Annotated in this window: 23 protein-coding genes; 16 read left to right on the top strand and 7 right to left on the bottom strand. The window is 45.6% G+C overall.

The window, feature by feature from the left end:
• Positions 1 to 69: 69 nt before the first annotated feature.
• Entirely contained in the window at positions 70 to 1341 is a 1272-nt protein-coding gene (locus WFI24_RS27790) for a hypothetical protein (RefSeq protein WP_336765181.1), read from the bottom strand.
• Positions 1342 to 1601: 260 nt separating this feature from the next.
• On the opposite strand from WFI24_RS27790, the gene WFI24_RS27785 reads away from it, so the two are divergent.
• From WFI24_RS27785 to WFI24_RS27775, 3 genes are all read left to right on the top strand, one after another.
• The gene (locus WFI24_RS27785; protein WP_336765180.1) at positions 1602 to 2198 is read left to right on the top strand and encodes a restriction endonuclease; all 597 of its coding nucleotides are present in this window, start codon (positions 1602 to 1604) and stop codon (positions 2196 to 2198) included.
• 120 nt (positions 2199 to 2318) lie between these two features.
• Complete coding sequence (locus tag WFI24_RS27780) at positions 2319 to 2540, top strand: hypothetical protein (RefSeq protein WP_145323877.1); 222 nt, start codon at positions 2319 to 2321, stop codon at positions 2538 to 2540.
• Between the two features lie 127 nt (positions 2541 to 2667).
• Positions 2668 to 3915, top strand: a complete 1248-nt coding sequence (locus WFI24_RS27775) for a DNA glycosylase AlkZ-like family protein (RefSeq protein ID WP_336765179.1) — start codon at positions 2668 to 2670, stop codon at positions 3913 to 3915.
• Positions 3916 to 4102: 187 nt separating this feature from the next.
• Here the strand turns inward: WFI24_RS27775 and fabV are convergent, their stop codons facing one another.
• A complete protein-coding gene (gene fabV / locus WFI24_RS27770; RefSeq protein ID WP_310337503.1) occupies positions 4103 to 5296 on the bottom strand; it encodes an enoyl-ACP reductase FabV in 1194 nt (397 codons plus the stop codon).
• 203 nt (positions 5297 to 5499) lie between these two features.
• Here fabV and WFI24_RS27765 point away from each other — a divergent pair, with 203 nt between their 5' ends.
• The 5 genes from WFI24_RS27765 to WFI24_RS27745 all read left to right on the top strand — a co-directional run bounded on the left by WFI24_RS27765 (position 5500) and on the right by WFI24_RS27745 (position 9183).
• Entirely contained in the window at positions 5500 to 6702 is a 1203-nt protein-coding gene (locus WFI24_RS27765; RefSeq protein WP_336765178.1) for a helix-turn-helix domain-containing protein, read from the top strand.
• Between the two features lie 373 nt (positions 6703 to 7075).
• Positions 7076 to 7480 (top strand): NUDIX hydrolase, encoded by a 405-nt coding sequence (locus WFI24_RS27760; protein WP_336765177.1) that lies wholly within the window; start codon positions 7076 to 7078, stop codon positions 7478 to 7480.
• A 186-nt stretch (positions 7481 to 7666) separates the two neighbouring features.
• Complete coding sequence (locus tag WFI24_RS27755) at positions 7667 to 7981, top strand: hypothetical protein (protein WP_336765176.1); 315 nt, start codon at positions 7667 to 7669, stop codon at positions 7979 to 7981.
• A 475-nt stretch (positions 7982 to 8456) separates the two neighbouring features.
• The gene (locus WFI24_RS27750) at positions 8457 to 8873 is read left to right on the top strand and encodes a hypothetical protein (protein WP_336765175.1); all 417 of its coding nucleotides are present in this window, start codon (positions 8457 to 8459) and stop codon (positions 8871 to 8873) included.
• Between the two features lie 88 nt (positions 8874 to 8961).
• Positions 8962 to 9183, top strand: a complete 222-nt coding sequence (locus tag WFI24_RS27745; protein ID WP_336765174.1) for a hypothetical protein — start codon at positions 8962 to 8964, stop codon at positions 9181 to 9183.
• A 249-nt stretch (positions 9184 to 9432) separates the two neighbouring features.
• Here the strand turns inward: WFI24_RS27745 and WFI24_RS27740 are convergent, their stop codons facing one another.
• Together WFI24_RS27740 and WFI24_RS27735 are read right to left on the bottom strand one after the other, a co-directional pair.
• Positions 9433 to 10248: a class I SAM-dependent methyltransferase gene (locus WFI24_RS27740; RefSeq protein WP_336765173.1), complete on the bottom strand. Its 816-nt coding sequence runs from the start codon at positions 10246 to 10248 to the stop codon at positions 9433 to 9435.
• 72 nt (positions 10249 to 10320) lie between these two features.
• The gene (locus tag WFI24_RS27735; RefSeq protein ID WP_336765172.1) at positions 10321 to 11262 is read right to left on the bottom strand and encodes a helix-turn-helix transcriptional regulator; all 942 of its coding nucleotides are present in this window, start codon (positions 11260 to 11262) and stop codon (positions 10321 to 10323) included.
• A gap of 308 nt (positions 11263 to 11570) precedes the next feature.
• On the opposite strand from WFI24_RS27735, the gene WFI24_RS27730 reads away from it, so the two are divergent.
• From WFI24_RS27730 to WFI24_RS27715, 4 genes are all read left to right on the top strand, one after another.
• Positions 11571 to 13004: a glycoside hydrolase family 1 protein gene (locus WFI24_RS27730; RefSeq protein WP_336765171.1), complete on the top strand. Its 1434-nt coding sequence runs from the start codon at positions 11571 to 11573 to the stop codon at positions 13002 to 13004.
• Between the two features lie 185 nt (positions 13005 to 13189).
• Positions 13190 to 14335, top strand: coding sequence for a GerAB/ArcD/ProY family transporter (locus tag WFI24_RS27725; RefSeq protein ID WP_336765170.1), 1146 nt, complete (start codon positions 13190 to 13192; stop codon positions 14333 to 14335).
• On the top strand, positions 14332 to 15831 hold the full coding sequence (locus WFI24_RS27720) for a spore germination protein (RefSeq protein WP_336765169.1): 1500 nt from the start codon (positions 14332 to 14334) through the stop codon (positions 15829 to 15831). Before WFI24_RS27725 ends, WFI24_RS27720 begins: the two co-directional genes overlap by 4 nt.
• A gap of 6 nt (positions 15832 to 15837) precedes the next feature.
• Entirely contained in the window at positions 15838 to 16944 is a 1107-nt protein-coding gene (locus tag WFI24_RS27715) for a Ger(x)C family spore germination protein (protein ID WP_336765168.1), read from the top strand.
• A gap of 79 nt (positions 16945 to 17023) precedes the next feature.
• On the opposite strand, the gene WFI24_RS27710 is transcribed toward WFI24_RS27715, so the two are convergent.
• Entirely contained in the window at positions 17024 to 17689 is a 666-nt protein-coding gene (locus WFI24_RS27710; RefSeq protein WP_336765285.1) for a phosphatase PAP2 family protein, read from the bottom strand.
• 168 nt (positions 17690 to 17857) lie between these two features.
• Between WFI24_RS27710 and WFI24_RS27705 the strand changes: the two genes are divergently transcribed.
• The gene (locus WFI24_RS27705; RefSeq protein WP_336765167.1) at positions 17858 to 18427 is read left to right on the top strand and encodes a hypothetical protein; all 570 of its coding nucleotides are present in this window, start codon (positions 17858 to 17860) and stop codon (positions 18425 to 18427) included.
• Positions 18428 to 18554: 127 nt separating this feature from the next.
• On the opposite strand, the gene WFI24_RS27700 is transcribed toward WFI24_RS27705, so the two are convergent.
• Both WFI24_RS27700 and WFI24_RS27695 read right to left on the bottom strand, forming a co-directional pair.
• Positions 18555 to 19331, bottom strand: a complete 777-nt coding sequence (locus tag WFI24_RS27700) for an AraC family transcriptional regulator (protein ID WP_336765166.1) — start codon at positions 19329 to 19331, stop codon at positions 18555 to 18557.
• 19 nt (positions 19332 to 19350) lie between these two features.
• Positions 19351 to 19932, bottom strand: a complete 582-nt coding sequence (locus tag WFI24_RS27695; RefSeq protein ID WP_336765165.1) for a LysE family translocator — start codon at positions 19930 to 19932, stop codon at positions 19351 to 19353.
• A gap of 207 nt (positions 19933 to 20139) precedes the next feature.
• On the opposite strand from WFI24_RS27695, the gene WFI24_RS27690 reads away from it, so the two are divergent.
• The 3 genes from WFI24_RS27690 to WFI24_RS27680 all read left to right on the top strand — a co-directional run bounded on the left by WFI24_RS27690 (position 20140) and on the right by WFI24_RS27680 (position 24423).
• Positions 20140 to 21147, top strand: coding sequence for a substrate-binding domain-containing protein (locus tag WFI24_RS27690; RefSeq protein ID WP_336765164.1), 1008 nt, complete (start codon positions 20140 to 20142; stop codon positions 21145 to 21147).
• A gap of 34 nt (positions 21148 to 21181) precedes the next feature.
• Positions 21182 to 23110 (top strand): cache domain-containing sensor histidine kinase, encoded by a 1929-nt coding sequence (locus WFI24_RS27685; protein WP_336765163.1) that lies wholly within the window; start codon positions 21182 to 21184, stop codon positions 23108 to 23110.
• Positions 23111 to 23190: 80 nt separating this feature from the next.
• Positions 23191 to 24423, top strand: coding sequence for a response regulator transcription factor (locus WFI24_RS27680; RefSeq protein WP_442956274.1), 1233 nt, complete (start codon positions 23191 to 23193; stop codon positions 24421 to 24423).
• Positions 24424 to 24667 lie beyond the last annotated feature (244 nt).

Raw genomic sequence — 24667 nt, 5'->3', positions numbered from 1 at the left:
TCCGGCTTTTTGGCTAGTATATGGAACTAGAATCATTGGCATATGATAAAGAGCCAGAAAGACTCTTTTTTATTTTGCAGGAGTGGGCTTCAGTACATATTTGGACAATGTCTCATTGTTCATGGAATAGATGATATCATCCATATAAGTAGAGATACCTTCTAATGAAGGAACTGAAGCACTGGTGGTGTAGACATGTACGTCCTCCAGCTTCTGTGGATCAAGAATGTATCCTGTTTTGGCAAAATCAAGCTGATACTGTCCATCCTGTGTCTGGTCCACACGCATAAGTGCAGGCTGTGCGTCCTTGAATGTACGCTCGGTCACTTTGCCTTTCATCGTGTACAGTTCCAGCTTCTGTCCTGTCAGGACTGTATAGCTGTTACCAGCTGTCTGAATGTAGGCATCACCAGCAATAGCACGTCCCCAAGCGAGCTTGCCATCGATGCCAAAGCCCATCAGTCGGTTACCCGTGTTCTCGAAATTGGCGCGCATAATAATAGAACCATCGCTCAGAATAGCCAGTGATTCACCGCCGCCATCTCCTAGTGTATTCGCACTGGAAGGGAATTGGTAGAAGGACAGACGATTCAACGTACGATCATAGATCTCCACTTTGGGATTCGCGGCTTGTTGCCAGAAGTTGCCTACCTTGGTTTGTTTACTGGCATCCACTACAATTCGACCATGATCAGCCTTAAGCACAGCACCGTTAATCGTCTTTTCGGTAATCAGCTTGCCCTTCTTGTCATATAACGAGATGGCTGAGCGAACCGAACCATTCGATTGTACACCCTGACTTGAAGAAACCATCAGCGTATCGTTATCCAGTAGAGAAATGCTTGCAGGTGAATTCACCGTTTTGACCCAGTTGGTCTTGCCAGATGTATTGAATGAGTACAATTTTTTGGTTTTGTCAGAATACTCTATATACACATATGCTGTACCGTTGCTTGCATATACCGAATCGGAGTAGGTTGTATAAGGGCCGCTTTTCTCATGGAATATCGTATTCCACTTCAATTGTCCAGTTGTAGCATCGAATGCCTGAAGGGAGTCCAGTTGCCAGTCCAGTGTTGTTTTGCTGCTTGTTTTGGTCACAGGCTGGGCAGCATGCACATATACGAGATTTTTCGAAGGCACGGCATAGATTTCCTTGATCAAAACATCTTTCTCTGTATTGGCCTCAGACAGCAACAGAGAAGATGATGTCCACGCCGGTTTGGGCATGGATTCGGGTGAGGCGGCAGCGTAACTCGTTGTATTCATGGTGAAGAGGAGCATGCCGCTAAGAATGAGGGCAGCCCATGTTTTGGACTTGTGTTTGGTCAATGTATGCAAGTGATAAACCACCTTTCTTCTTCGGTTCAAAATAGAACCGATTGTTGAATTTTACCATTGATGTCACATTGAATTCAACCGAACGTACTGTAACCTTTTATCATTGATATATCGTATTATCTTTGTTTGATGAAGTTGAAGGGTTACAGGGATTTCATCTTCTTTCGATGAAGGTGGAAGTCTGATATATTTAGTGCGGTGACAAGCCATATCTGCATAAGACGTTAGATACAACATCGGAATGAACAAGGAGAAGAGCTATGAATTGGAGTGAAAATGTGACCCTATGGGTCATTGGATGTATAATCATATTGTTGATATTGGCCTGGATCATTCGGCGTGTTATCGGGCGCGGGCAGCGGATCCGAAGTGAAGCCAATCCTCGTAAGATTACGATAAAGGACATTGACAAGATGGAGGACGGTTCGGAATTTGAATTATATCTCTATCATCTATTTGAAGAGCTCGGGTACGATGAGGTTCATAAAACGACAAGCAGCCGGGACTTCGGGGCTGATCTTGTATTTGTTGATCGACTCGGCAGGCGAAGTGTTGTACAAGCAAAGCGATATGGTGCGAACCATCCGGTAGGGTTGAGTGCTGTGCAGGAAATCTATACATCCATGCGTTATTATGAAGCCGACCGATCGATTGTATTGACGTCTGCCCGTTACACCGAAGCCTGCAGGACACTTGCAGCGGTCAATGGAGTGAAGTTGCTGGACCGGGAAGACCTGATGGAGTTAATTCTGTTATTCAAAGCGAAAAGAATGGCAGAAGCACTGGAACTGATTGAGGAAGATGATCACGAACCGATTGAGACGTGGCAGTCCAGGCGAAAGCGGCAATCCCGCTAAGTACTTGGGTGGAAGCCTTTTTAATGGTGTATATGCCCATTTCAGTAGGATGCACCTTCACTTGCGTAGCTGCACATGATATATTGAGTGTATATCAACCAAAGGAGTGTGTGATCCATTATGGCACGTACACAAACACAAAAAGCATTACGCAAAGCAGAACGGTCAGGTAAGTGGTGCACAGAACAGAGTCGGAGAGTCAACGGAGATTATGGTGCACTATCCCAGCATGTACGCCTCATGCCTACAAAGCAGGAAAAATTGCAAAAGGTCAAACACAAGAAGCAGATCATCCAGGATGGTGGTGCTTCTTTTTATTTTGTCTATGAGGTTGCTGGATAAGTAAGACGATACGATAGAATTCTTTCTTTGGTTGGAAAGTAATGATGTGGACTGTTAAAATCAATGTATCGTTATGAATTGGACTATTAATCCTTAGATATATAAATGAAGGGAAGAACCTATACATATGACAACAGCGCTGCACATGAATAAGAAAATCGTTCGGCGTTTTTTGCTGCACACACAAGCTTTACTGGGACGTTGGCCCGCAGTTTCCTCACCTTCGGGACCCGACCAAGTTTTGAGTTTGATTCGCTCCCTTGGTTGCGTACAGATTGATCCTGTGGCTGCTGTAACCGGAAACCAGCATTTGGTGCTGGGGGCTCGTGACCCTGGTTATACTGCTGACAGCTTAAATACACTGCTGAGTGATCACAAGGTGTTTGAATATTTTGCAAATGCCGCCTGTGTCATTCCAATCGAAGACTATGCTCTTTTTGAACCTATGCGTGCTCGGTTAAGGGAGCGTCTGGCTCCGTCCTTACAAGGTCTGGAGAAAACAGTGCAGCATGTGTTACAGCGTTTGAAGGAAGAGGGTCCTTTGCCATCAAGAGCCTTTCGTGCTGTTGAGCGGGTGAGTGGTTATTGGGACAGTGCAGATGTGCCGAAGACCAAGGATACAACCCTTGCTCTGAATCTACTGTTAGACTCCGCTGTGATTCGTGTGGTGGCGAGGCAGGGGAATGAACGTTATTTTCATATTACCGAATCCGAATTGCAGCAACAGGGACTTCCGATAAAAGAAGACATGGATGTGTTTGCCCAGAGACAGGCTCTGCTGGATAAATATATTCATGCATATCGGGTTGTAGATGCCCGTGATCCCCGTCTGGGCTGGCTCAAATCTACAGCGGCTGAACGTCGGGCTGATATCGCTGCTCGTGTGTCAGATGGACGAATGATCCCGCTTGAGGTGGAGGATGTGGCGACGCCTTATTATATTCGTGCTGAAGATGAGGATTTGCTACTGCATATGGAAAGGGAAGAGCCACACTATGATCCGTCAGGTCCGGTACGATTCTTGCCGCCGCTGGACAACCTGTTATGGAGAAGAGAACGAATCGTGGATTTATTTGATTTTCATTATAAATGGGAGATATATACGCCAGAGGTGAAAAGAACCTACGGTTATTACGCCATGCCTATTCTTCACGGTGATCGGTTGATTGGACGTATGGACCCACGACTTGATCGCAAAACTGGAGTACTTACCGTTCGTTTGTTATCTATGGAAGAGACTGCTCCGCCTGTGGAGGAATGGATCACGGATTTTCGGGAGGGACTTCAATTCTTTGCGTCCATGCATGGAGCACGTTCCATTACTACAGAGAAGACGTTACCAAAAGAGCTGAAAAAGCTGCTTAAATCGATTTGATTAGGGGATATACGAAAGAGTGTATGGATACGGAAATTGGAATTGTTAAGGGGGGGGAGGATCTAAAAAAGACAAAAAAAGGGGAGCCATCTGGCTCCTCCTTCATTGATTTTAAAATCATATCCTTACATGATATCCGCAGTTAGCTCTAACGAAAACTTAAGCTCAGGTCCACGCCCAAACTTCTTTAGTTCACCAGATGAGGCACTTCAACGTTCGGATCAACGTCTGCTTCATAATCCACACCATCGGTTTCAAAACCAAACAGTTGGAAGAATTCACGACGGTAACCTTCCAGATCGGACAGATCGTAGATGTTCTCTGTGGTCAACTCATTCCAGAGCTTCGCCACTTCTTCCTGAACGTCAGCTCTCATCTCCCAATCGTCAATGCGAATGCGACCTTCTGCATCGGTTGGAACTTCTCCTCCCGCATACAGGCGATCAGCGAACAGACGTTGCAATTGCTCAATGCAGCCTTCGTGCAGGCCTTTTTCTTTCATGACTTTGTACAGTGCTGAGATGTACAGCGGTACGACTGGTATCGCGGAGCTGGATTGAGTCACCAGCGCTTTGGCTACAGTTACGTATGCACGTCCACCTTTTGCACTCAGACGATCATTCAGCTTGTGTGCAGTCGCTTCCAGATGATTCTTGGCCTGACCGATGGAACCATCACGATAGATGGCATGGGTAAGTTCAGGACCGATGTAGGAAAAAGCAATCGTTGTTGCATCATCAGCGAGCACGCCGCCTTGTTGAAGGGCATCCATCCACAGTTCCCAATCGTCTCCACCCATAACGGTTACCGTCTGACGAATTTCCTCTTCGGTTGCCGGCTCAAGAGTAACAGAGCTGATTTCGCCTGTGTGGAAGTTTACCGTTTTGTTCGTGTAGGATTGTCCGATTGGCTTCAGCACAGAGTTGAATACTTCACCCGTGTTCGGATCGGTACGGCGTGCCGAGGCTACGCTGTAGACAACCAGATCCACTTGACCGAGTTCACTGCGAATCAGTTCAACGGCTTTGTCTCTTGTTTCGTTTGCGAATGCATCACCTGTAATGCTGTACGATTTCAGACCTGCTTCTTCAGCGGCTTTTTCAAATGCAGCGGAGTTGTACCAGCCTGCAGAAGCCGTACGTTTCTCTGTGGAACTGCTTGGACGATAAATGCCGACCGTATTCGCTCCTGCTCCAAAAGCAGAAACAACGCGTGACGCCAGTCCGTATCCGGTGGAAGCACCGATGACGAGCACATTACGGGGGCCTTTCAGCTCCGGCTGGGATTTTACATAATCAATCTGTTCCTGCACTTGCGCAGCGCAACCTACAGGGTGGGAAGTGGTACAAATAAAACCACGTGTTCTTGGTTTAATAATCATTTATTTGCATCCTTTCATATTCAGCTCATGGTTCAGCATTTCGATAAAATGCTCTTACACATACTCTCTTATTGTAAAACAATTATCTGGGAAACGGAAACCGTTTCGGTTGATTTTGCCGGAAGGATGGCGTGATATCTCCAATTTTGCGATGATGTGGGTATAATGTACTCGCTCGTAAGGATAGAAAGGACAGGGATAACATGCTGAAGGAACGCATTGAACTGTTAAGCAAAAGAAAACGGATTTCCCGTAAAGACCTTGTGGAAGGTCTGGTCACACAGGCCCACTTTGCGAATATTCTGGCGGATCGTTATCCGCTTCCTGAGGACTTGGCAGAATCGATTGCCGAGCGTCTTGGGGTAACCCCTTCTTATATTACAACGGCTGCGGCTCAGGACGAGGAAACACTCGAACGGGCGGAGGTTATTTTCGAACAAATGTCTGTTCCAGCATCGGCGATATCAGAAGATACGGTACATGCACTGGCAGACCGCGATGACGCACTGACTGTAGAACTGACAACGGCTTTGATGAAGGCGGTATACTATCAACAATTAAACGATGCAACAGCTCATGAGTATATACATACGTCCTACCTCAATTTTTACCTGGAAAAATACGGTCGTCCAGACGATATTGATTTGCCACGTCCGTTAGTCAAGGCTCTCTTGTTCTATAAAATACAATATTATCGCTCCAAACAGGCCTTTGTGGATGTATTAACTCATGCGACCAGACTAAGTGAACTGGCTCTTCCTGGCAGTGAATTCTGGCTGTCTGTGCAAAATATCAAGATGGAAGCCTACATCCAGGTCAAACAGTATGAAGAGGCAAAACAGGTAGTCGAGCTTACAATGCGTCATGTATATGATCAGCGGATGTTCCATCGGTTGTCCGGGTTATATGTGGCATATAGTGGCTATTGCTTCGCGATGGGGCTGGTTCAGGAGGCACTCTCGGCATTAACCATGGCGGAGGCGAACCTCGTGTATGCGGGCAACCAGGGAGACCTAGTGACGGCGATTGCCAACAATCGGATTGTCATGCTGACGATGACAGGTGAACTGGATCAGTCAGAGGCTGAGATTGAACGATTCGAGTCACTGTTCCAGCAGGAACCGGAAGAAACACAGTTGACGATGCAGCCACTCATCAGTGTGTATCGATGCGAAGTGGCTCTGGCACGTAAGAACTGGGGCATGCTTGCGCAGAGTGTAGAACAACTTTTGAAATGTGCAACAACACAGGATCAGCAGATGAGCGCAACCTTCTACCAGAGCCATCTGGCTCTCGCGCATGGAGATCGCGAAGTTTTCATGGAGCGGGCACTGGCGTGTCTGCTTATTTTGAATCTGCGCAGCATGTCATGCGGCTTGAACCGTTATATGAGGGAATGGCTGTAGTGTCCGAGGATCAGCGAAAATATAAGGAAGCGGCCATGTATTATCGGAAGCTGGTCTATCTGTTACGCAAAAAATAGAGCGAGAAATCGGCTTGGAACAGCTCTAATCTATAAAGTGTTCAATTAATTACCCATGTTGTGTCGTAAGTCCCCAATAGATCCCAGGAACGATAATTCAAGCATACAGTCGGCTAATTAGTCGGCTTTCTTCCGTTTAGCTAACATGAAGGTTACGTGGTAGAGAAGACCATGTATTTGTGTACTTTTGAAAGAAAAAATGACATTGTTTACAAACATAATCTAAATTGATATACTTCAACACATAAAAGCGTCTAAGCGTTTAAGTAATAAATATTATTGGAGAGGTGAAACTAATGAAATTCATCGTTTCGGCTAGTGTGATCGTACTCAATGAAAAAAACGAAATTCTGTTAATGCGGGGTCGTCGTGGTTGGGAGATGCCTCAAGGATGTGTAGAAGAAGGGGAAACTATTAGGGAGGCCGCTATCCGAGAAGTGAAAGAGGAAACAGGAATCGAAGTAGAACTAATTAGTTTCTGTGGGTTGTATCAGAATATAACTCGTGGTGTATGTAACAACATTTTTACAGGCAAGCCAGTGGCCGGTACATTAACAACAAGTATAGAGAGCGATGAGGTAGGTTACTTTTCTTTGGAAGAGGCTAGGAAAATGATAACTTGGGGCAATTTCATAGAAAGAATAGATATGGCACTTAATAATCAAACTCATCCCTTTCTCGTAGAATTTCGAGAATCATAATAAGAAAAGTAAATCATCTGAAATGGTTTCATAATTAGCCTAAGGGGAAACTCTAGTAGAAAAGCCAACCATACAAATTTGTGTTTAACTGCGCGAAGAGCGACAGAGAGAACTTTATCGCCGCTTTTTCAAATTTTATAATTAGATGATATTATGATCAGTGATAGGGGGCTATGATGCGAATATTTGGTTACGGGGTGTAGTTTTCTAAGCGGAAATATCTCAGTAAAAGAAGCCAAAGTAACAGAATATACTTCAAGTGAGTTGCAGGCATTAGTGAAATCAATAGCAGACCATGTTACTTACAATGTGTCAGGGAAAAAACAAAGAGTTTATTACGAATCTGACATTGGAAAAATTGTTGTTCAGTCAGAACTAACGGACAGTGAAGTCGAAGAGCTTAACAAGCAATTTGGTGAAGAGCTAATTAGTTTAAAACCTGTAGATAATGAGGAGTTTGTCGGAATAACTCCGTCACAAGACAATCCTTTCCTCAAGTAAAAATAAGGCATAGAAGAAATCAATGGTTATTTCGGGATTTCGCTAACGGGGAACGTTAGCTTACATAAGCAAAACCCAAGGTTTCGAAGGAGAATATGGATTAGTAAAAAAATTAGAATATTAGAAACAATATTGTGGAAATCGAAATATGAAGCATAAGTTTACTTATGAGTTTTGAAAGCATCAGTGTGTATAGCGGAAAACTTATGGGTTAAATAACACTGTTTTTGGCATGACTATGTTCATTGCTGAAGCATTTGCCACAAAATATAGCCGCCAATTGTGAAATGAAAATCGGATTAGCAGATCTTTTTTTGTGAAATAAGCATAATTCCTTACTGAAGAAACGATCATCCTGTGATTCAATTATGGGATTTTTCGTTTTTTTTGTATGCCGCCAGAAGGGTATTCAAGGACAAGCCGCCGTGATTATAATTTAACTATAAATAAAAATAAAACAAATGAGGTGCTTACTATGGGATGGTTCGGTAAAAAGAACAACCAGGAAGATGCGATTGCCAAAGCGGATAAAATGATGAATAAAGGACTTACTGGCATGATGATGAAAGGCTTCGTATCGAAGGAACACCGGGAGGCCATCAATCAGAGTCTGGATTCGGCGAGGCAGGCACAATTGGCGGCGAGTGGTTCTCTGCCTTTGACAGCAACGGCTACGGTAGTCACCATTACCGATACAGGCAAACTGATCAACTTTGATCCCATTGTTGTGCTGGTCCTTGAGGTGACAGAGACAAACGGCAGCCAGTATCAGCGAACATTGGAGACACTGGTGTCCAAGATGCAGATTCCGCGAGTAAGCGATCGGGTGGGACTAGGGCAAAATCCGACGAATCCATCAGAGTTGATCTACATGGGGTTGTTGTCCGTCTAGAAGGTATTTGGTTAGGAAAAGGTAATATTCCATTTAGATAATTCGACTAACAACCATATTTAGAATAACAGAGAGGGGGGATCATGTGGTGGGTTTCCTAAGATTCATTGGAGTATTAACGGTATTTGGAGTGGGGTTCTCCCCATTCTTGACACAGCAGTTGTGGAATGATCCGTTTATGATTATGCAGGCATGGTGGTACACGCCGGCGATCTTTGCCGGGTTCGCACTGATCTTTGTTCCTGCGATTTTAAGTAATATTTTCGGCGTAGGCTGCGCTGCCTCAGGTGCAGCAAGGGCATGTCATTAACGTTATTTATTCAAGACAGGACCCGACGACATTGGTCCTGGCATTGAATGTACAGGAGGGGCAATTAAGTGATTTGTTCTCCTCCTGATGATGTAGAAAACAGGATAGATTTAATAGTGGAACTCATAGAGTCTCTTAATTCACTAGATCAGATAAGGCTAAAAAGGATGCCCGTACGTCATGCCAATGACATATAGGACATCCTTATTTCATTAGACTTGTACGAAAGAAGCAAGCATCATACTACGTTCAGACAATACCAAGGCGCATGCGATACGAGAACAGTACCTCTCTTGATTGTCCACCAAATACCGTTTGGGCCTGTTCTCTGAAATCGTCTGCCATCTCATTAAATTCCGTTGCTCCGAGCTTCAATGCCGTTTGCAGCCCGCCTTGACTCAAGGCCAGATTGACGTAACGATCGGCCGTGAATGTCTCGTGGTGATGAAACACAATTTCCCGAACATAGCGGAACAAGCCAGATTGCTGAATCTGCTGCAGATGTCCATCCTTGCTCCATTTATGTGCCTGATTCTCTTGGCTAGAAAGTTGTGAAGCACGGTCATCTGCTATAGAGACTAATTGTTGGTAGGCTTGTTCAAGCTGCCAATTCAGCATTGGAGGCCAGTCACAGTCATAAGCGGCGAAGATGCCTCCTGGTCGCAACACACGAGCGAACTCGCGCAGTGTGGGTTGCGGCTCCATCCAGTGAAACGATTGGGAGCAGGTCAACACATCGACACTGCCATCCGGAAGCCCGAGGTCGTGAGACAAGCCGGATACAAACCGGAGGTTATCCGGCTTGCCCGCAGATTCCCACTTGGACTCCGCTACAGACCTCATGTCATCGCTGGGTTCAAATCCGATGATACGCTCAGCTTCATTAAGCCAGATCCACGAGGATAAGCCGGTCCCACAGCCAACATCTGCGACCATACGCGGTGTGTTGCCAAGATATGTCGTTAGAATATCCACCACTTCAGTGGGAGCAGCTGGTCGATTCTGATCGTATAACGTACCGAAACCTTTGAAACGTTCCACATTGTTGCGTCTAATATCCTGCATGGATAAACCTCCTTCGGTCAGATGTGGATTGAGAGTCACCTGAAATCAAAAGTTGTATTGGCCTATATTATATCATTCATTGTCGGGTTGTTTGTTCATGACGTTCTGCAAATGTTCAACGGCTTTGATGTGGCGCCTGAGCAACTCTTGTCCAACATGAGCGGGCTCAATTACGGTCAACTCGGAACCAAACGATAGCAGAAAGGAGTAGAGCCATTCCCCTACATTTAGTTCGAGAGAAACACGGAGCCTGCCATCCGGCTCCTTTGTAATGAGAGACGGTTCAAAAAAATCATGAACTCGGTATGCGATAGTGCTAGAGAATGAGAGTGTCAGAGGCGTCATGGTGGTGGCAGCCTCTGATTCAGGATGGGTTGATTCTGCAGTGACGGGATGATCATGTTTTCGCGTCAGAAAAGTCAACTGGGTGATCCGTTTCATCTTGAATGTCTCGAATTCTCTCCGATCAGGATCATCTTGAATATATCCTTTGAAGTACCATGTACTATTCTTGAATATAAGCTTCTGTGGCTCCACGGTAGGAGAGCTCTTCTCACCATCCGAATTAATGTAGTGAAACGTAATCAGTTGATTCGTTAATATAGCCTGTTTCACCTGATTGAACAGTTCTCTCTCCTGCAGGGGAATACTGCCCCATGGTGAGAAATTGAATTCGATCCAATCCAGTTTGTGATCAAACAAGGCGGTTAACCGTTGCAGCATATGGGCACTGTTCAGATGGGGAATCGCACTGACGCTATAGAGACCCATCAAAATTTCATTTTGGTCTTCTTCCGACAGCAGCGACTTGTCCATGACATAGTTGTCCATCAGATGAATACCCCCATGCTTGCCGGTTGTGGTATAGACGGGAATACCCGCAGCGCTCAGCCGGTCGATATCACGGTATACCGTGCGTACAGAAATCTCGAACAAACGGGCGAGTTCGGGGGCAGTAGCTTTCTTTTTCTCCAATAACAAAAGCAACATTCGAAATAATCGGTTATTTTCCATGCCATGATTATACCATGACAATAGGTGTCAGGGTATGGGTGGTACACTGGTGTAAAAGTCTTACCAAGACATTTTGACTCAGTCTTATAATTTGTTCTTCATTTATTGCGAAGTAGAGAAGGGGGCGATATCGATTCTGAAGAAACGAAGTGTTCGCCTTTATCATCCGATTTTTCCATTTAGAAATGGGGATAAAAGAAATCCGAGGATAACAGCGATCTGAAGAACGATTCGTGACCGGAACGGCTACTCGCATAATATTAAGCACTTTATATTGAAATGAGTTAAATATGAAGGAGGAACTGATCATGACAATGAAAGAAGGCTTCTACTGGGGTGGCGCAACGGCTGCCAATCAATTCGAGGGTGGATGGAATCAAGGTGGCAAGGGGCCAAGCACGTCTGACATGATGACAGGGGGAACCCACACGATCCCACGCCGGATTACGCCTGTATTGGAAGAGGGCACATATTATCCGAGCCATGAAGCGGTTGATTTTTACGGACATTACAAAGAAGATATTGCCATGATGGCAGAGATGGGTTTCAAAATGTTCCGCATGTCCATCAACTGGTCCCGTATCTATCCAAATGGTTACGATCTGGAACCAAATGAAGAGGGATTGCAGTTCTACGACAACGTCTTTGCCGAGTTGAAAAAGTATAATATTGAGCCGCTCGTAACGATCTCCCATTATGAAACGCCATTCGGTCTGACACAGAAGTATAACGGCTGGGCTTCCCGTGAAGTTATCGATTGTTATATCCGCTATTGTACAACCCTGTTCAACCGTTACAAGAATCAGGTCAAATACTGGCTGACGTTCAACGAAATCAACATCCTGACGATGCCAATGGGCGCTTATATGGGTGCAGGTATCTTGTTCGAAGGCAAAGAGTCATTGACGGATGGTATCGATGATCCACAGACTCGTTTCCAGGCATTGCATCACCAATTCGTCGCAAGTGCCAAAGCGGTGAAGCTGGGACATGAGATCAACCCTGAGTTCAAAATTGGCTGTATGGTTGCATTCATGACAACCTACCCCAATACATGTAATCCGGACGACATGCTGCTTGCACAGAAGAAAGATCAGCTGTCCAACATGATCTGTGGTGATGTACAGGTTCGTGGAGCGTATCCTGGATTCGCCAAACGTTTCTTCGCCGAAGAAGGTATCCAGATCGAGATGCAACCGGGAGACGAGCAGACCCTGCGTGAAGGCTGCGTAGACTTCTACTCCTTCAGTTATTATATGTCTTTGGTTGAAAGTGCGGACGAGTCCCTCGAGAGAGCAGAAGGTAATCTGCTGGGCGGTATCAAAAATCCATATCTCGAAGCCTCCGACTGGGGTTGGCAGATTGATCCAAAAGGACTGCGTTATACACTGAATCATCTGTATGATCGTTATCAGATTCCACTGATGGTGGTTGAGAACGGTCTGGGTGCTATCGATGTGGTAGAGGAAGATGGCTCCATTCAGGATGACTATCGCATTGATTATCTGAAAGGTCACATTGAACAGATGAAAGAAGCGGTAGCTGACGGCGTAGATCTCATTGCCTACACGATGTGGGGATGTATCGACCTGGTTAGTGCTTCCACTGGAGAGATGAAGAAGCGTTATGGCTTCATTCATGTCAATAAAGACAACGACGGTAACGGAGACTTGAGCAGAACACCGAAGAAGAGTTTCCACTGGTACAAAAAAGTTATCGAATCCAATGGTGAAGAGTTATAATTTGGCATAAATCAATACCCGCTTGTTCCTATACATGGGACAGGCGGTTTTTTGTATTTTGGTGCATAAAATGCAGATTTATTTACATACTGAACTAAAGTGACTAACTTAACTATGATATTTTAAATCTACTTTACGGACACTGTGGAATCGTTGATAACTGATTTTAGAAAGGTGAGATTTCTGTGGACGCGTCTGGGAACCGCTACAATATGTCGCCCATTCATATATTTTTTGTGTTATATGTCAGTTTGGTCAGTGTTGGTTTGATGAATTTTCAATATAAGATGCTTCACGGGGCAGAGAACGACGGTTGGATCAGCATTGTGATTGCCTCTTTTATTGTAGCCGGAGTTATTAAAATGATGTATGTTTTGCTGGGACGCCAATCCCCGACCCAAGCTACGCTTGTACACATCAATCAACGCTATTGGGGCAGGTACGCAGGCTTCATCATCAACTGGATTTTTATGTTGTACTTTGTGCTGGGTTCTTCTGTGGCCTTCCTTTCCTATGTTCATATTGTTCAATTATGGGTTCTGCCTACCCAAAATACCTGGTTAATCAGTCTGGCAATATTGGTAATAGCCTACTATTGCGTGGCTGGCGGGATACAGTCGGTAACAGGTATGTGTCTTTGGGGAACCCTGTTCATTCTTGTGCTTGTTTTTCCACAAATTTTTCTGGTGTCATCCTATTTACATCCTCGCAATTTGCTGCCGATTTTGGATCATGATGCCTCCTCCATCTGGCTTTCAACACGGGATATGCTCCACGAATTTATCGGCTGCGGTATTCTGCTGGTCGTTTATCCCTTTATCCGAACACCCGAACGTTCGATTAAATGGGCTTATGCTGCAGTCATTACCGCCACAGTGGTGTACTTGGTTTTTTTCACATTTGCCTTTATGTTCTTCAGTCACGGACAAATGAAAGAGCATCTGTGGCCCACACTCAATCTGATCAGTATTATCGAAATGCCCTTGATCCAACGCATGGAGTATCTGGTCTTGTCTTTCTGGTTATTGAAAATGTTAGCGATTATTACGCTGGGACTCTGGGCGGCCTGTCATTGTCTGAAATTAGAGAGGTCGATCAGACCCACCCTGGGTCTGAAGTTCGCTGTGGTAATCTTCGTGATTTTAATCTTGATCATTAGAGATACCAACCAGATTGAGATGATGACAGAGGTGTATATGCGAATCGGAGAAGTGTTGATCTATATGTATCTTCCGCTTCTTTTTCTATTCTCCTTGTTCCGAATCAATCAGGGTCAGTTCTGCCCCACGAAGGACACCACAAATAGCGCGGACAAAGGAGATGAAGAATGAACTTATCTGCCCATACTCAAAAGCAAAGATTGGAGTCCGTTACGGATGTGCTTGCAGCCTGTGGTCGTTCCGATGATTTCATGACCCGTGATATAACCATTGGCAATTTGCCACTCGAATTTTGCTATTATAAAACGCTGGTAGACAGTCATTTGCTGGAAATTGTAATTCATGCGTTGCAAGAGCACACTGCTATTGACACAGTAGTGAGTTTGCACGATCTGATAACTCATATCCCTCTGGAGGAACTGAAAGTTTCGGATCAGAGTGATGAAGTGTTGCAAGCTCTTCTTCAGGGCAATCTGCTGATTCGAGGCCATATTCATGAACAGGAGACCATTCTCGTTCCTATGGCAGGCAAGGAAGGAATCCGAAGTAATAATGATACCGAGAATGAGTTCAGTGTAATAGGTCCCAAAGTTGGCTTCGTGGAATCATTGGCAGTTAATCTGCATTTGATTCGCATGCAGCTGCGCACAACCAATCTGATTGTAAAGGAAATAACGGTAGGGTCCTTGTCCCAGTCCAAAGTGGCCATTCTCTATGTGGAAGGCATCGTCAATCCTGACAACGTGACGAGGATGGAAGAGAGACTGAAGGCTATTGATTTTGATGTTGTATTTGATACCTCACAATTGGATCAATTGATTGCAGATAATTCGTTCACGCCTTTTCCGCTGTTTACCACAACGGAACGCAGGGACAGAGTTATCTATGCACTCATAACAGGCCAAGTGGCGGTGATTAGTGATGGCTCTCCCTCTTTTATAACAGGCCCGTCGACGTTGTTTGATTTCTTTGTCTCTCCGGAGGATTATTATCTACCTTGGGCGCTGGGGTCCTTTTTTCGCCTGATCCGCATCTTTGGGGTAATCTTCTCCCTATTCGCCTCGGCGCTATATGTTGCCTTAATGACATTTCACTACGAAGTTGTGCCTAAAGAGCTTTTGGGCAAATTGATTTCTACCAGGCAAAGTGTACCTTTTCCGCCTCTTTTTGAAGCAATATTTCTGGAAACGACGATTGAATTTTTGCGGGAAGCCGGCGCGAGATTACCCAATCGTATCGGACAAACGCTAGGCGTAGTGGGTGGCATTATTCTGGGACAAGCTGCTGTAGAAGCTGCTCTTACAAGTAATGTGCTGATTATTATTGTATCCTTGTCTGCGCTTGCTTCATTTGTCACACCGATCTATAAAATGTCGAATGCCATTCGCTTTTTACGCTTTCCGATTATTCTGTTAGCTTCACTTTGGGGAGCATTTGGCATTGCGATTGGACTTTGTTTTCTGCTGGTTCATCTGTCGCGTTTGAAATCCCTGGGTTCGCCATACATGTCGCCTTTTTTCCCCATGCGGTTTAACGATCTCAAAGACAGCCTGATTCGAGCATCCTATGAACAGACGACTACCCGTCCGAGTTATTTGAGGCCACTCTCTTTCATTCGTTATAAGCCAGGTAAAATGCATCGAACAAATCGTCTGGACGAGGAGTGATTAGGTATGAACCGTATAGGCAGAATCCTGTTGATTTTAATGGTCATATTTCTTCTCAGTTCCTGTAAAGATACCAGTATCATTAACAAGATCAGTCTTGTTCTGACTTCCGCATACGATCTGCAAGACAACCACATCCATAACAGTGTGCTGGTTGGGGAGTATAGCGACAAAGACAAAAGTGATGTTAGATTGATGGAGATCGATTCATCGAATAACTTTGACGTTGTGTCAAGGATGAATATGCAGTCGAAGGAACCTATTGAATACGGCCAGTTAAGAGTGATGGTACTCGGGGAAATATATGCACGTCATGGGATTGGGAATATTTTGCATATTCTGTCTCACAATACAAAGGTGTCCAGACGGATGCAGCTTGCGGTTGCTGAAGGCAAGGCGCTTGATATTATTAAAGCATCCATGCCTTTTCACGATCCGTTATATCTGATGAAATTAATCGAGCAAAATGCCAATTATGCAAATCTCCCTCATTCAAGCTTGCATCAGACGTTGTTCCAGTATTTCAGCAAGGGGCAGGATATTTATCTTCCAAGGCTCACCCTTAATGAGCAACAGAAAATTGAACTGGATGGGTTGGTCATATTTAGAGGTGAACTCGCAACGCTTCAGATCAATGAGGATGAGGGATTATGTTTGAAATTGTTGACAGAGAACGCTAAAAACGGCAAGTTTCTGGTGCCTGTCACAGATGTTCCTAACTTGACACAATCCATTCCGAAAGAACCTCACTATGCATTGCTTAAAATTTTGTCTTCATCCGTAAAGCATCGGTCTTCTGATCCACAGTCCGAGACTTTGGATACGAGCATTCGGATCAGTGCTTCCGTCATTAAAGACTCACAAAATGACTTTCTCTTATCGGGCAACGATATGAAAGCTCTGGAGCGTGAGATCCAACAACATATGGAAGAGAAAATCAATCGACTGGTTCAGAAATTTCAGTCCGAACATGTGGACCCTGTAGGCTTCGGAGATTATGTGAAAAGCCGTACCCATCACTGGAATAGCCAGACATTCTACAAGAGTTATTCTGCCATGGATATTCGCTTACATGTGGATCTGAGCCTCGTACAGGATGGAATTCAGGAATAAGATTAAAGAAATAAGACAAAGGAATCCTCGGCTATTGAGATAGCCGAGGATTCCTTTGTCTGCTACAATAGCGAGCCGTCTATGCCAGTCTTCTGCTTTGCAGTTGGGACATGCGCTCCAAATGTCGCCGGTAAAACCATATGCATGTGGAGAGCCAGCAACCACTTAAGAAGTATCCGCCAACGATATCACTTGGATAGTGCACACCCAAGTAGATACGACTTATCCCGATGGTCAGTATAAAGACGGCACTGGCAATGATCATCAGCACACGTCCTGTGACGGTAGGTACATGTTTCCAGATCAGAAAGGCCAGTCCACCATATAGGCTGAACGCTGCCATGGAATGTCCGCTGGGGAAACTGTATCCACTCACTTCGATAATCCGGTTAATGGTAGGTCTTGCACGTTGAAATACCAGCTTGAGCAATGCATTTAACAGGGTTGAACCGACGAGTACGCAAGCCAGGAAAAGCAGTTCGCGTTTGTGTCGAAGGCACACGTATAACACAATCATGGCGATGATTGTAATGATGACCACGGGCTTCCCGCCGCCAATCCAGGTGAACAACTGCATGAATTGCGTCATACTGGCGGATTCCAACCCCTGAATCCATCCAATTAGGGTATCATCAAATCGATGAATCTGGTTATCACTGATGGACAGGGCGATGCTTACAAAAGCGATCATGCATAACGCTGCCACGAGCAGCGGAAATGAGATGTTCCTTTTCCAGTTTTGCATCAAATGTTCAGTTCCTCCGCGATGTTTGATTTTATAGGTTGTGTCTGCGAATGCGATCATAGCCATATTGGTATTGTGCTATAATTTTACAATAAATATTGCAGCAATAAAAATATATAACCTTAACACGGTTGTTCGAGCAGAGAATCTAATAGGGGAGTGGGCGGAATGAAACGACGGTTGATGATGTGCATGTTGGTCTTACTGTTGGTTATGTCAGGGCTAGCTCTATTTCCCGGAGAGAAAGTGTATGCTTGCAGTTGTGTCGAGAGTGATGTTCAAGAGAGATTGGAAACGTATACCACGGTATTTACAGGAGAAGTGGTGAAGAAAGGCCGATCGCAAATATACCGGTATAATGGGGTAAGAGAGTATACCTTTGATGTAGATACTGCATGGAAGGGAGTCAGTGCCAAAAAGATGAAAATTGTGGGGAAGGACGGAGGGTCTGACTCCTGTGGCATTCAATTTGAAAAGAATCAGTCCTACCTGATCTTTGCCAGTCTGGATGAACGAGACAACAGGCTGCATACGAATCTGTGCAGTGGCAATGTTCTAATTGAACAAGCCGAAGACGATTTGAAATTGCTGGGTGCGGGCAAGGTTGTAAGTAGAGAAGATTTTGGGGAACCCGACGAAGGGCGAAGTGGGACTTTCTATCTCATCTTATACGGTGCAGTCGTTTTATTGGTAGGGTCGGCAGTAGTGTGGGTCTGGAGACGAAAGAAAAGAATCTGATTGCACAACGAAAAAAGAAGCCAATCCCCGTACAGAGCGTTAAGGTACATTAACGTTCTGTACGGGGATTTTCAGTAGTGGCGTCAAAATTTATCCACTTGGAGTCGAGATTATCGATCCGATGGAACTAGTTTAGCTGCAACATGTATTCATAAGCCGTGATACCAAATACCCGTTTGAAATGTCGGTTCAGATGGGTCAGATCGACAAATCCGCAATCGGCAACAGCGACATAGACGTCCTTCTGCTTTTCGATAGATTGACGGGCACGCTCAACCTTGCAGTTCAAGAAAAACTGGTAGGGGGATATGCCCGCATGTGACTTGAATTCACGGATAAATTGAAACTTGGACATGCCAAACTCGGAGCTCAGGTTGTCCAGCTTGAGCACATCTTCGGTACTGCAAAACATGATTTCCTTCGCTTTTCTAACCAGGCTGTCCTGGGGCAACCAAAGCTTGGTATCCATCTCCTTCTGAGCCAGAAGATGAACCAGATCGAAGAGCCGTTCGCTGCACTCGGCTTCGTCCTGTCTGAGTTGAACGGCGTCGTTCAGCATTAGGATCTTACGTGCAAGCTCGGGATCATAGACGATGGGGTTTACAAAACGCAACTCCTTTTTACCTATAATCTCCTCTACCAAATCCGGCTTCAAATACAGCATCACATAGTCAATGCCAGCCTTATCATAGGAGCTTCCATCATGAGACTGTTCACGGTTGAACAACATGACACCATTTTGGTGTGAAGCCTGATATTGTCCGTCCAGGTTGTATTGTTGAATGCCACGCAAGGTTACGCCGACCGCATACTCTTCATGGCAATGTTTTTTGTATGCAAAATCAGTAAAGCTGGCGGATAGTGCCAGCACGTCTTGCGACTTTTTATAGTTAAACCGTTCCATGCAGCACACCTCCCAAGCTTTAGATTAATCCGGATACTATAATGGCTGAGTATAACAAAAAAAGTGCCATGAGAATACTCAGTAATTTTTGGTGCCGATTCAGCAATGTTTTGAAAACCGTGCCAAAAACAACCCAACTGGAATAGGCCAGGAATCCAATGAAGGTAATTAACAGCACGAACAGGAACGAAGAAAATGAACTTTGATAAAAGGGCAATACATAACTTGGAATGACAGTGAAAGTAAACAAGACCACCTTTGGATTCACAAATTGCATGATGAAACCGTTCCAGAATCCGGTAACTTGTTTCGGTGCATCCTCGGTGGTACCCATCTTGTAGATCTGGTACGCCAGATACACCATGTACAGGCCGCCGACAATCTGCATCACCTTCAGGATTCCGGGCAACACTCCGGCAAGAAGCTGATTAAGAAAAGCTGAAGCGGTGAGCAGCAGACCAAATGCCAGCGTAGCTCCCCATACATATTGCATCGTTTGACGTGCTCCAACGTGTTGTACGGAAGAAAGAATTACGATATTGCTGGGGCCGGGGGTGAATGTAACGACGATGCAGTAGATTAAAAAAGATGCAAGATTCATAATGATGATGCTCTCCTCAGGTTGTAGTTTAGTTCCATGATCATACGTCCAGAGGGAGAAACAATATAGTACATTATTGCAGCAGGTACATCGTTAGCAACAGGAGCTTCCTTTTTAAAAGAAGAGGGGGAGTTTTCTTTTTGAATGATTGCGTTTACAATTTAAACAAAGTACAAGGTGATCAGACGACTTGAGGAAGTGAACGGAATGAAAAAAATGCTGCTTGTTTACATTTTGCTAATCTCAGCATTTGCGCTGTATGTGTTGAGATTCGAATACAACAGTCAGGTAAACAGTTCATGGGAGGACCGGGGGCTACGCGGTGATATCGGAGAGACGTATATCATGATTACATTCCAGTCCGGGCTGGAGTATTGGAAGAGCCCGCTCAAAGGCTTCGAGGATGCCGCAGATGCGCTTGGCGTGACCGTAGAATATCGCGGGGCTACCCGGTATGATGCGAAGGAGCAGACCATGGTGATTGAGCAGGCCATCGCTCGCAAACCCGCGGGCATTGCCATATCTGCAATCGATCCTCAATCGTTAGTTCCAGCGATTAACAAGGCAATCGACGCAGATATCCCTGTTGTATTATTTGACGCGGATGCACCTGATAGCCAGGCCTATTCTTTTCTTGGGACAGATAATTACAAGTCGGGTGTAATGGCTGCCGATAAAATGGCTGAACTGCTGGGTCGTGAGGGAGAGGTCGCGGTATTAACCTTGCCCGGACAACAAAATCATGAAGAGCGGACGAAGGGCTTCCGCGATACGATCAAGGAGAGATACCCTTCCATGCAGATTGTTGAAGTTGCAGACGGACACGGTGATGCGATGGTATCCAGAGACGAAACACAGAGAATGATGAAGGAACATCCCGAGCTGGCGGGTATTTTTGTGACTGAAGCCACCGGAGGAGCAGGAGCGGGGGAAGCCGTTCAAACTGCCGGGGACAGACATCCATTGCAGATTATTTCGTTTGATACGAATAAGGCTACATTGGATATGATCAAGAACGGAACGATCTCAGCTACGATTGCACAGGGAACCTGGAACATGGGGTATTGGTCACTCCAATATTTGTTCCATCTGCATCACCAGTTAACGATTCCAGCCCCATCCTCCTCCGGTGAAAATGCACCACTTCCCGTGATGGTGGACACGGGTATCTCTGTGGTGACGCGCTCGGATGTGGATGATTACTATGCCAAATAGCAAGAAGTATTCCAATAGGTCGAGGCGCTGGAGCATGAGAGATTTTCTCTCAACTTTCAAGAACAGGATTCGGCGTTTACGCTTGCGTAATATGCCCCTTCGCTACCAACTGATGCTGCTTTTTCTGCTATTCGCCATTGTGCCTTCCGTAGGACTCGGGTTGCTTGTGAACTGGACGGTGGAGCGGGTAGTTGAGCGGCAGGTTGAAGGGCATACCATGCAACTGATTGGCAAAGTGAATGAAGCTCTGAACAGCAAGATGGAGAATTTGCAAAACATGACGTACCTGATTGCATTTGACCCGGAAGTTGATGCTTTTATGGACGACAAAATGCCGCCGAATGATGGTGCAGGCATCCAGCCGATGACCATGGACGCAAATGCCGAAACGGAGCAAAACCGGTTATATGGCATCAAACAAACCTTGCAGGGATTCACAACGTTGTATCCTGAAATCGCCGGAATTGTTCTCGTCAATGGAAATGGTGATTATATTAGCAACGAGATGTATCCCCGAGATGAACAGAGTCTTATCCAGGAAAGTTGGTACCAAACAGCTTCGGCCAACCCGGGCATTTTCATGGTATTGGGTCAGCCGAAAGAGCGTAATCTCACGACACATGTACGTTACAAGGATGATGAGATTGTATCGGTTGCGCGTTCCATAACGGATGAAGCGTCAGGACGTGTGCGTGGCGTTATTATGATTGATCTTAAACTAAGGTCTGTCTCTCAGGCTGCTCGTAATGTAACCTTGGGGAAATCTGGTTATGTCATGGTGACAGATGCAGAGGGCCAAAGTGTATACAAGCCGGAACATCCGCTAATAGAACACATTCCCACAGACTGGTTCCCCTCCGGTGAGCGTGGAACGTTTACCGCCGAAACAGAGAGTGGAGCGTTATTATTCATGTACCAGTCTTCTACGTTTACGGGGTGGAGAACGGTAGGGGTATTTCCCACAAGAGAATCGATATCCGAAGTACGCCAAATCCAGTTTTACGTGGTTAGCTTTGTATTTGTGGTGTGTTTGTTCGGCCTGAGTGCTTCTTTATGGTTCTCGCGTTCCATTGCTCAGCCCATTTTCCGGCTCATGTCCTATATGCGCAGGGCGGAGACTGGTAATCTCAGAGCAGGCCGATGGAGTGATCGCGCTGATGAGATTGGCATGCTTGGCAACAGTTATAACCGAATGCTTGCACAGATTCGACAGTTGATATCACTAAATGAATTACGGGAGCGGCAGAAGCGCGACGCTGAAATGCGAAGTTTGCAGGAGCATATCAAACCTCACTTTTTGTACAACACCCTGGATACGATTCATTGGATGGCACGCAAAGAGGGTGCAGAAGATGTATCCGGCATGGTTAGTGCGTTATCTCGATTATTTCGCATAGGGCTTAGTAAAGGACAGGATTACATTCCGCTGCACTCCGAGATTGAGCATATGACCAGCTATCTGCAAATTCAGCAGACACGATACCGTGATCGTCTTCAGTATACATTGAATATTCCAGAGGAGCTGCGGGATCTTTTCGTGTTAAAGCTGCTGCTTCAGCCTCTGGTAGAGAATGCAATCTATCATGGAATCAAGGGCAGGCGTGGGCCGGGACACATTCGCGTGGAGGCCAGATTAGAACATAACAGACTGCTGCTGATCGTTCAGGATGATGGAGCGGGGATGTCCAAAGAACGGCTTGCCGAGATGCAGCATCTGCTCGAAGCTCCTTTGGCAAGTCTGGAAGCGTCTTCGCCTGGTATAACAGGCAAAAGTTATGGAATGTTGAACGTGCAGGCCCGTATCCGACTGTCCTTTGGCGATGAGTACGGTATTGTGCTGGAGAGCGACGAAGGTGAAGGAACTAGTGTAACCGTCATTCATCCGTTGATGCGAGAGCTTCCGCCAACGCAGCAAGTCAATAACGAAGAGAGACAGGAGGAGAGTGAATGGAAAAATTCATAAAACCGACAGCGATGACGTTCACTGAAACAGATGATATATCCGCATCAACCAAAGTAATTGAAATTTCTCCTGATAGCCACATGGCAAAGAAGTACCGCGTACTCATCGCCGATGATGAGCCGATCATTCGTGAGGGAATTCGGGATGCAATCGACTGGGAGGCACTTGGGATGGAGGTTGCGGGTGAAGCAGAAGATGGTGAAGAAGCACTGGAACGGGCTGCTGACTTGGGTGTGGATATTGTTCTCGTCGATATGAATATGCCATTCCTGAACGGAATTGAACTAATTCGTGCTCTGCAGCAGAAGTGCCCGGGCTGTCGTTACCTGATCATTTCGGGACATGATGAATTTGCATATGCGCAGGAGGCGGTTCGTCTTGGCGTAGAAGATTACATCTTAAAGCCTGTACAAGCAGATCAATTATATGCTGCGCTTGAACGATTGCATCAGCGGCTTACTGAAGAGCATCAGAGGATGTCATATGTACAACAGGCTGCCCATCAGATTGAGCGCAATATCCCGCTGCTTCGCCAGCGATTTATGCTGGAGTGGCTGGAAGGGCAGGCTGAGGGGAGAAATCTGACGGAGCAACTTGTGTTTTTGCGCTTGCCCGCCGTTCCACCTGTGCAAATTGGAGTCGTGCGCTGGCCTGCCGCTGAAGCGCGTCAGACGATTATGAGAGAGAATGATCGTCAATTATTTCTGTTTGCAGTGGAAAATATAATCAGTGAACTGCTGGGAGACCTGCCGCATGTCCTGTTTCGGGACGGAAGCGGATTGATTGGCATGTGTCTGTGGCAGGAAGCCCCCGAAGAAATAGCGTCCCTTCTGGAACAGCAGATCAGTTCTTGCCTGAATATTGCCATTCATGCTCATGTGGAGACACATGCGGGAACACTGGAGGAAACGCCGGATACGTACCGTCATTGTCGTGAACGGGTATACGGGGAAGTGCAGTTGTCCCCTCTGGTTCGGCGGGCAAGACAACTTATTCACGAAGAGTATACCGAGCGGGAACTCACCTTGGAATCGCTCGCTTCCCGTCTACAAGTATCTGCCGTATACCTTAGCCGTGTACTGAAGAAGGAGCTGAACGATTCCTTCGTCACGCTGGTCACACATGCTCGTATTCGAAAGGCTATACAGTTGCTGGACTCAACAACACTGCCAATTCACACCATATCCGAGCGTGTAGGTTATGACACCCAGCATTATTTCAGCACCGCGTTCAAAAAAAAAATGGGCATTTCGCCTGCGCAGTATCGAAAGAACGGGGGGACGGCTCATCATCCTTCAGCGAATCGAATATAGTATTACACTTGATTATTAAGACGTGTGATGAATGAGATGGATGTGTTCTACTTCGTGTGAAGCGAAGCGGAGCATGTCCTTTTTTTGTCCTGAAATGATCCATTATGGATTACCCTCATAATTAACGTTTCCATCAAAAGTTAAATTTTTATAAAAAAGGTTCAAAACGTGCAAAGACCTTGCGGCATCTCGAATGCTACCATTGGTCTCAGATAGGAAAGGCAAACAACAGGATGCACTACAT

Source organism: Paenibacillus sp. USHLN196, assembly GCF_037144955.1.
Taxonomy (GTDB): domain Bacteria; phylum Bacillota; class Bacilli; order Paenibacillales; family Paenibacillaceae; genus Paenibacillus; species Paenibacillus xylanexedens_C.
The sequence above is the reverse complement of the archived record's forward strand: the minus strand, read 5'-3'. Positions and strand labels throughout refer to the sequence as shown.

Excerpts from the sequence above, each read along its gene's own strand:
- WFI24_RS27700 (WP_336765166.1), bottom strand. The coding sequence starts at position 19,331 with ATGGAACGGTTTAACTATAAAAAGTCGCAAGACGTGCTGGCACTATCC.
- fabV (WP_310337503.1), bottom strand. The coding sequence starts at position 5,296 with ATGATTATTAAACCAAGAACACGTGGTTTTATTTGTACCACTTCCCAC.
- WFI24_RS27680 (WP_442956274.1), top strand. The coding sequence starts at position 23,191 with ATGGCAAAGAAGTACCGCGTACTCATCGCCGATGATGAGCCGATCATT.
- WFI24_RS27740 (WP_336765173.1), bottom strand. The coding sequence starts at position 10,248 with ATGCAGGATATTAGACGCAACAATGTGGAACGTTTCAAAGGTTTCGGT.
- WFI24_RS27730 (WP_336765171.1), top strand. The coding sequence starts at position 11,571 with ATGACAATGAAAGAAGGCTTCTACTGGGGTGGCGCAACGGCTGCCAAT.
- WFI24_RS27765 (WP_336765178.1), top strand. The coding sequence starts at position 5,500 with ATGCTGAAGGAACGCATTGAACTGTTAAGCAAAAGAAAACGGATTTCC.
- WFI24_RS27715 (WP_336765168.1), top strand. The coding sequence starts at position 15,838 with ATGAACCGTATAGGCAGAATCCTGTTGATTTTAATGGTCATATTTCTT.
- WFI24_RS27710 (WP_336765285.1), bottom strand. The coding sequence starts at position 17,689 with ATGCAAAACTGGAAAAGGAACATCTCATTTCCGCTGCTCGTGGCAGCG.
- WFI24_RS27750 (WP_336765175.1), top strand. The coding sequence starts at position 8,457 with ATGGGATGGTTCGGTAAAAAGAACAACCAGGAAGATGCGATTGCCAAA.
- WFI24_RS27705 (WP_336765167.1), top strand. The coding sequence starts at position 17,858 with ATGAAACGACGGTTGATGATGTGCATGTTGGTCTTACTGTTGGTTATG.
- WFI24_RS27780 (WP_145323877.1), top strand. The coding sequence starts at position 2,319 with ATGGCACGTACACAAACACAAAAAGCATTACGCAAAGCAGAACGGTCA.
- WFI24_RS27760 (WP_336765177.1), top strand. The coding sequence starts at position 7,076 with ATGAAATTCATCGTTTCGGCTAGTGTGATCGTACTCAATGAAAAAAAC.
- WFI24_RS27690 (WP_336765164.1), top strand. The coding sequence starts at position 20,140 with ATGAAAAAAATGCTGCTTGTTTACATTTTGCTAATCTCAGCATTTGCG.
- WFI24_RS27785 (WP_336765180.1), top strand. The coding sequence starts at position 1,602 with ATGAATTGGAGTGAAAATGTGACCCTATGGGTCATTGGATGTATAATC.
- WFI24_RS27720 (WP_336765169.1), top strand. The coding sequence starts at position 14,332 with ATGAACTTATCTGCCCATACTCAAAAGCAAAGATTGGAGTCCGTTACG.
- WFI24_RS27735 (WP_336765172.1), bottom strand. The coding sequence starts at position 11,262 with ATGGAAAATAACCGATTATTTCGAATGTTGCTTTTGTTATTGGAGAAA.
- WFI24_RS27685 (WP_336765163.1), top strand. The coding sequence starts at position 21,182 with ATGAGAGATTTTCTCTCAACTTTCAAGAACAGGATTCGGCGTTTACGC.
- WFI24_RS27775 (WP_336765179.1), top strand. The coding sequence starts at position 2,668 with ATGACAACAGCGCTGCACATGAATAAGAAAATCGTTCGGCGTTTTTTG.
- WFI24_RS27695 (WP_336765165.1), bottom strand. The coding sequence starts at position 19,932 with ATGAATCTTGCATCTTTTTTAATCTACTGCATCGTCGTTACATTCACC.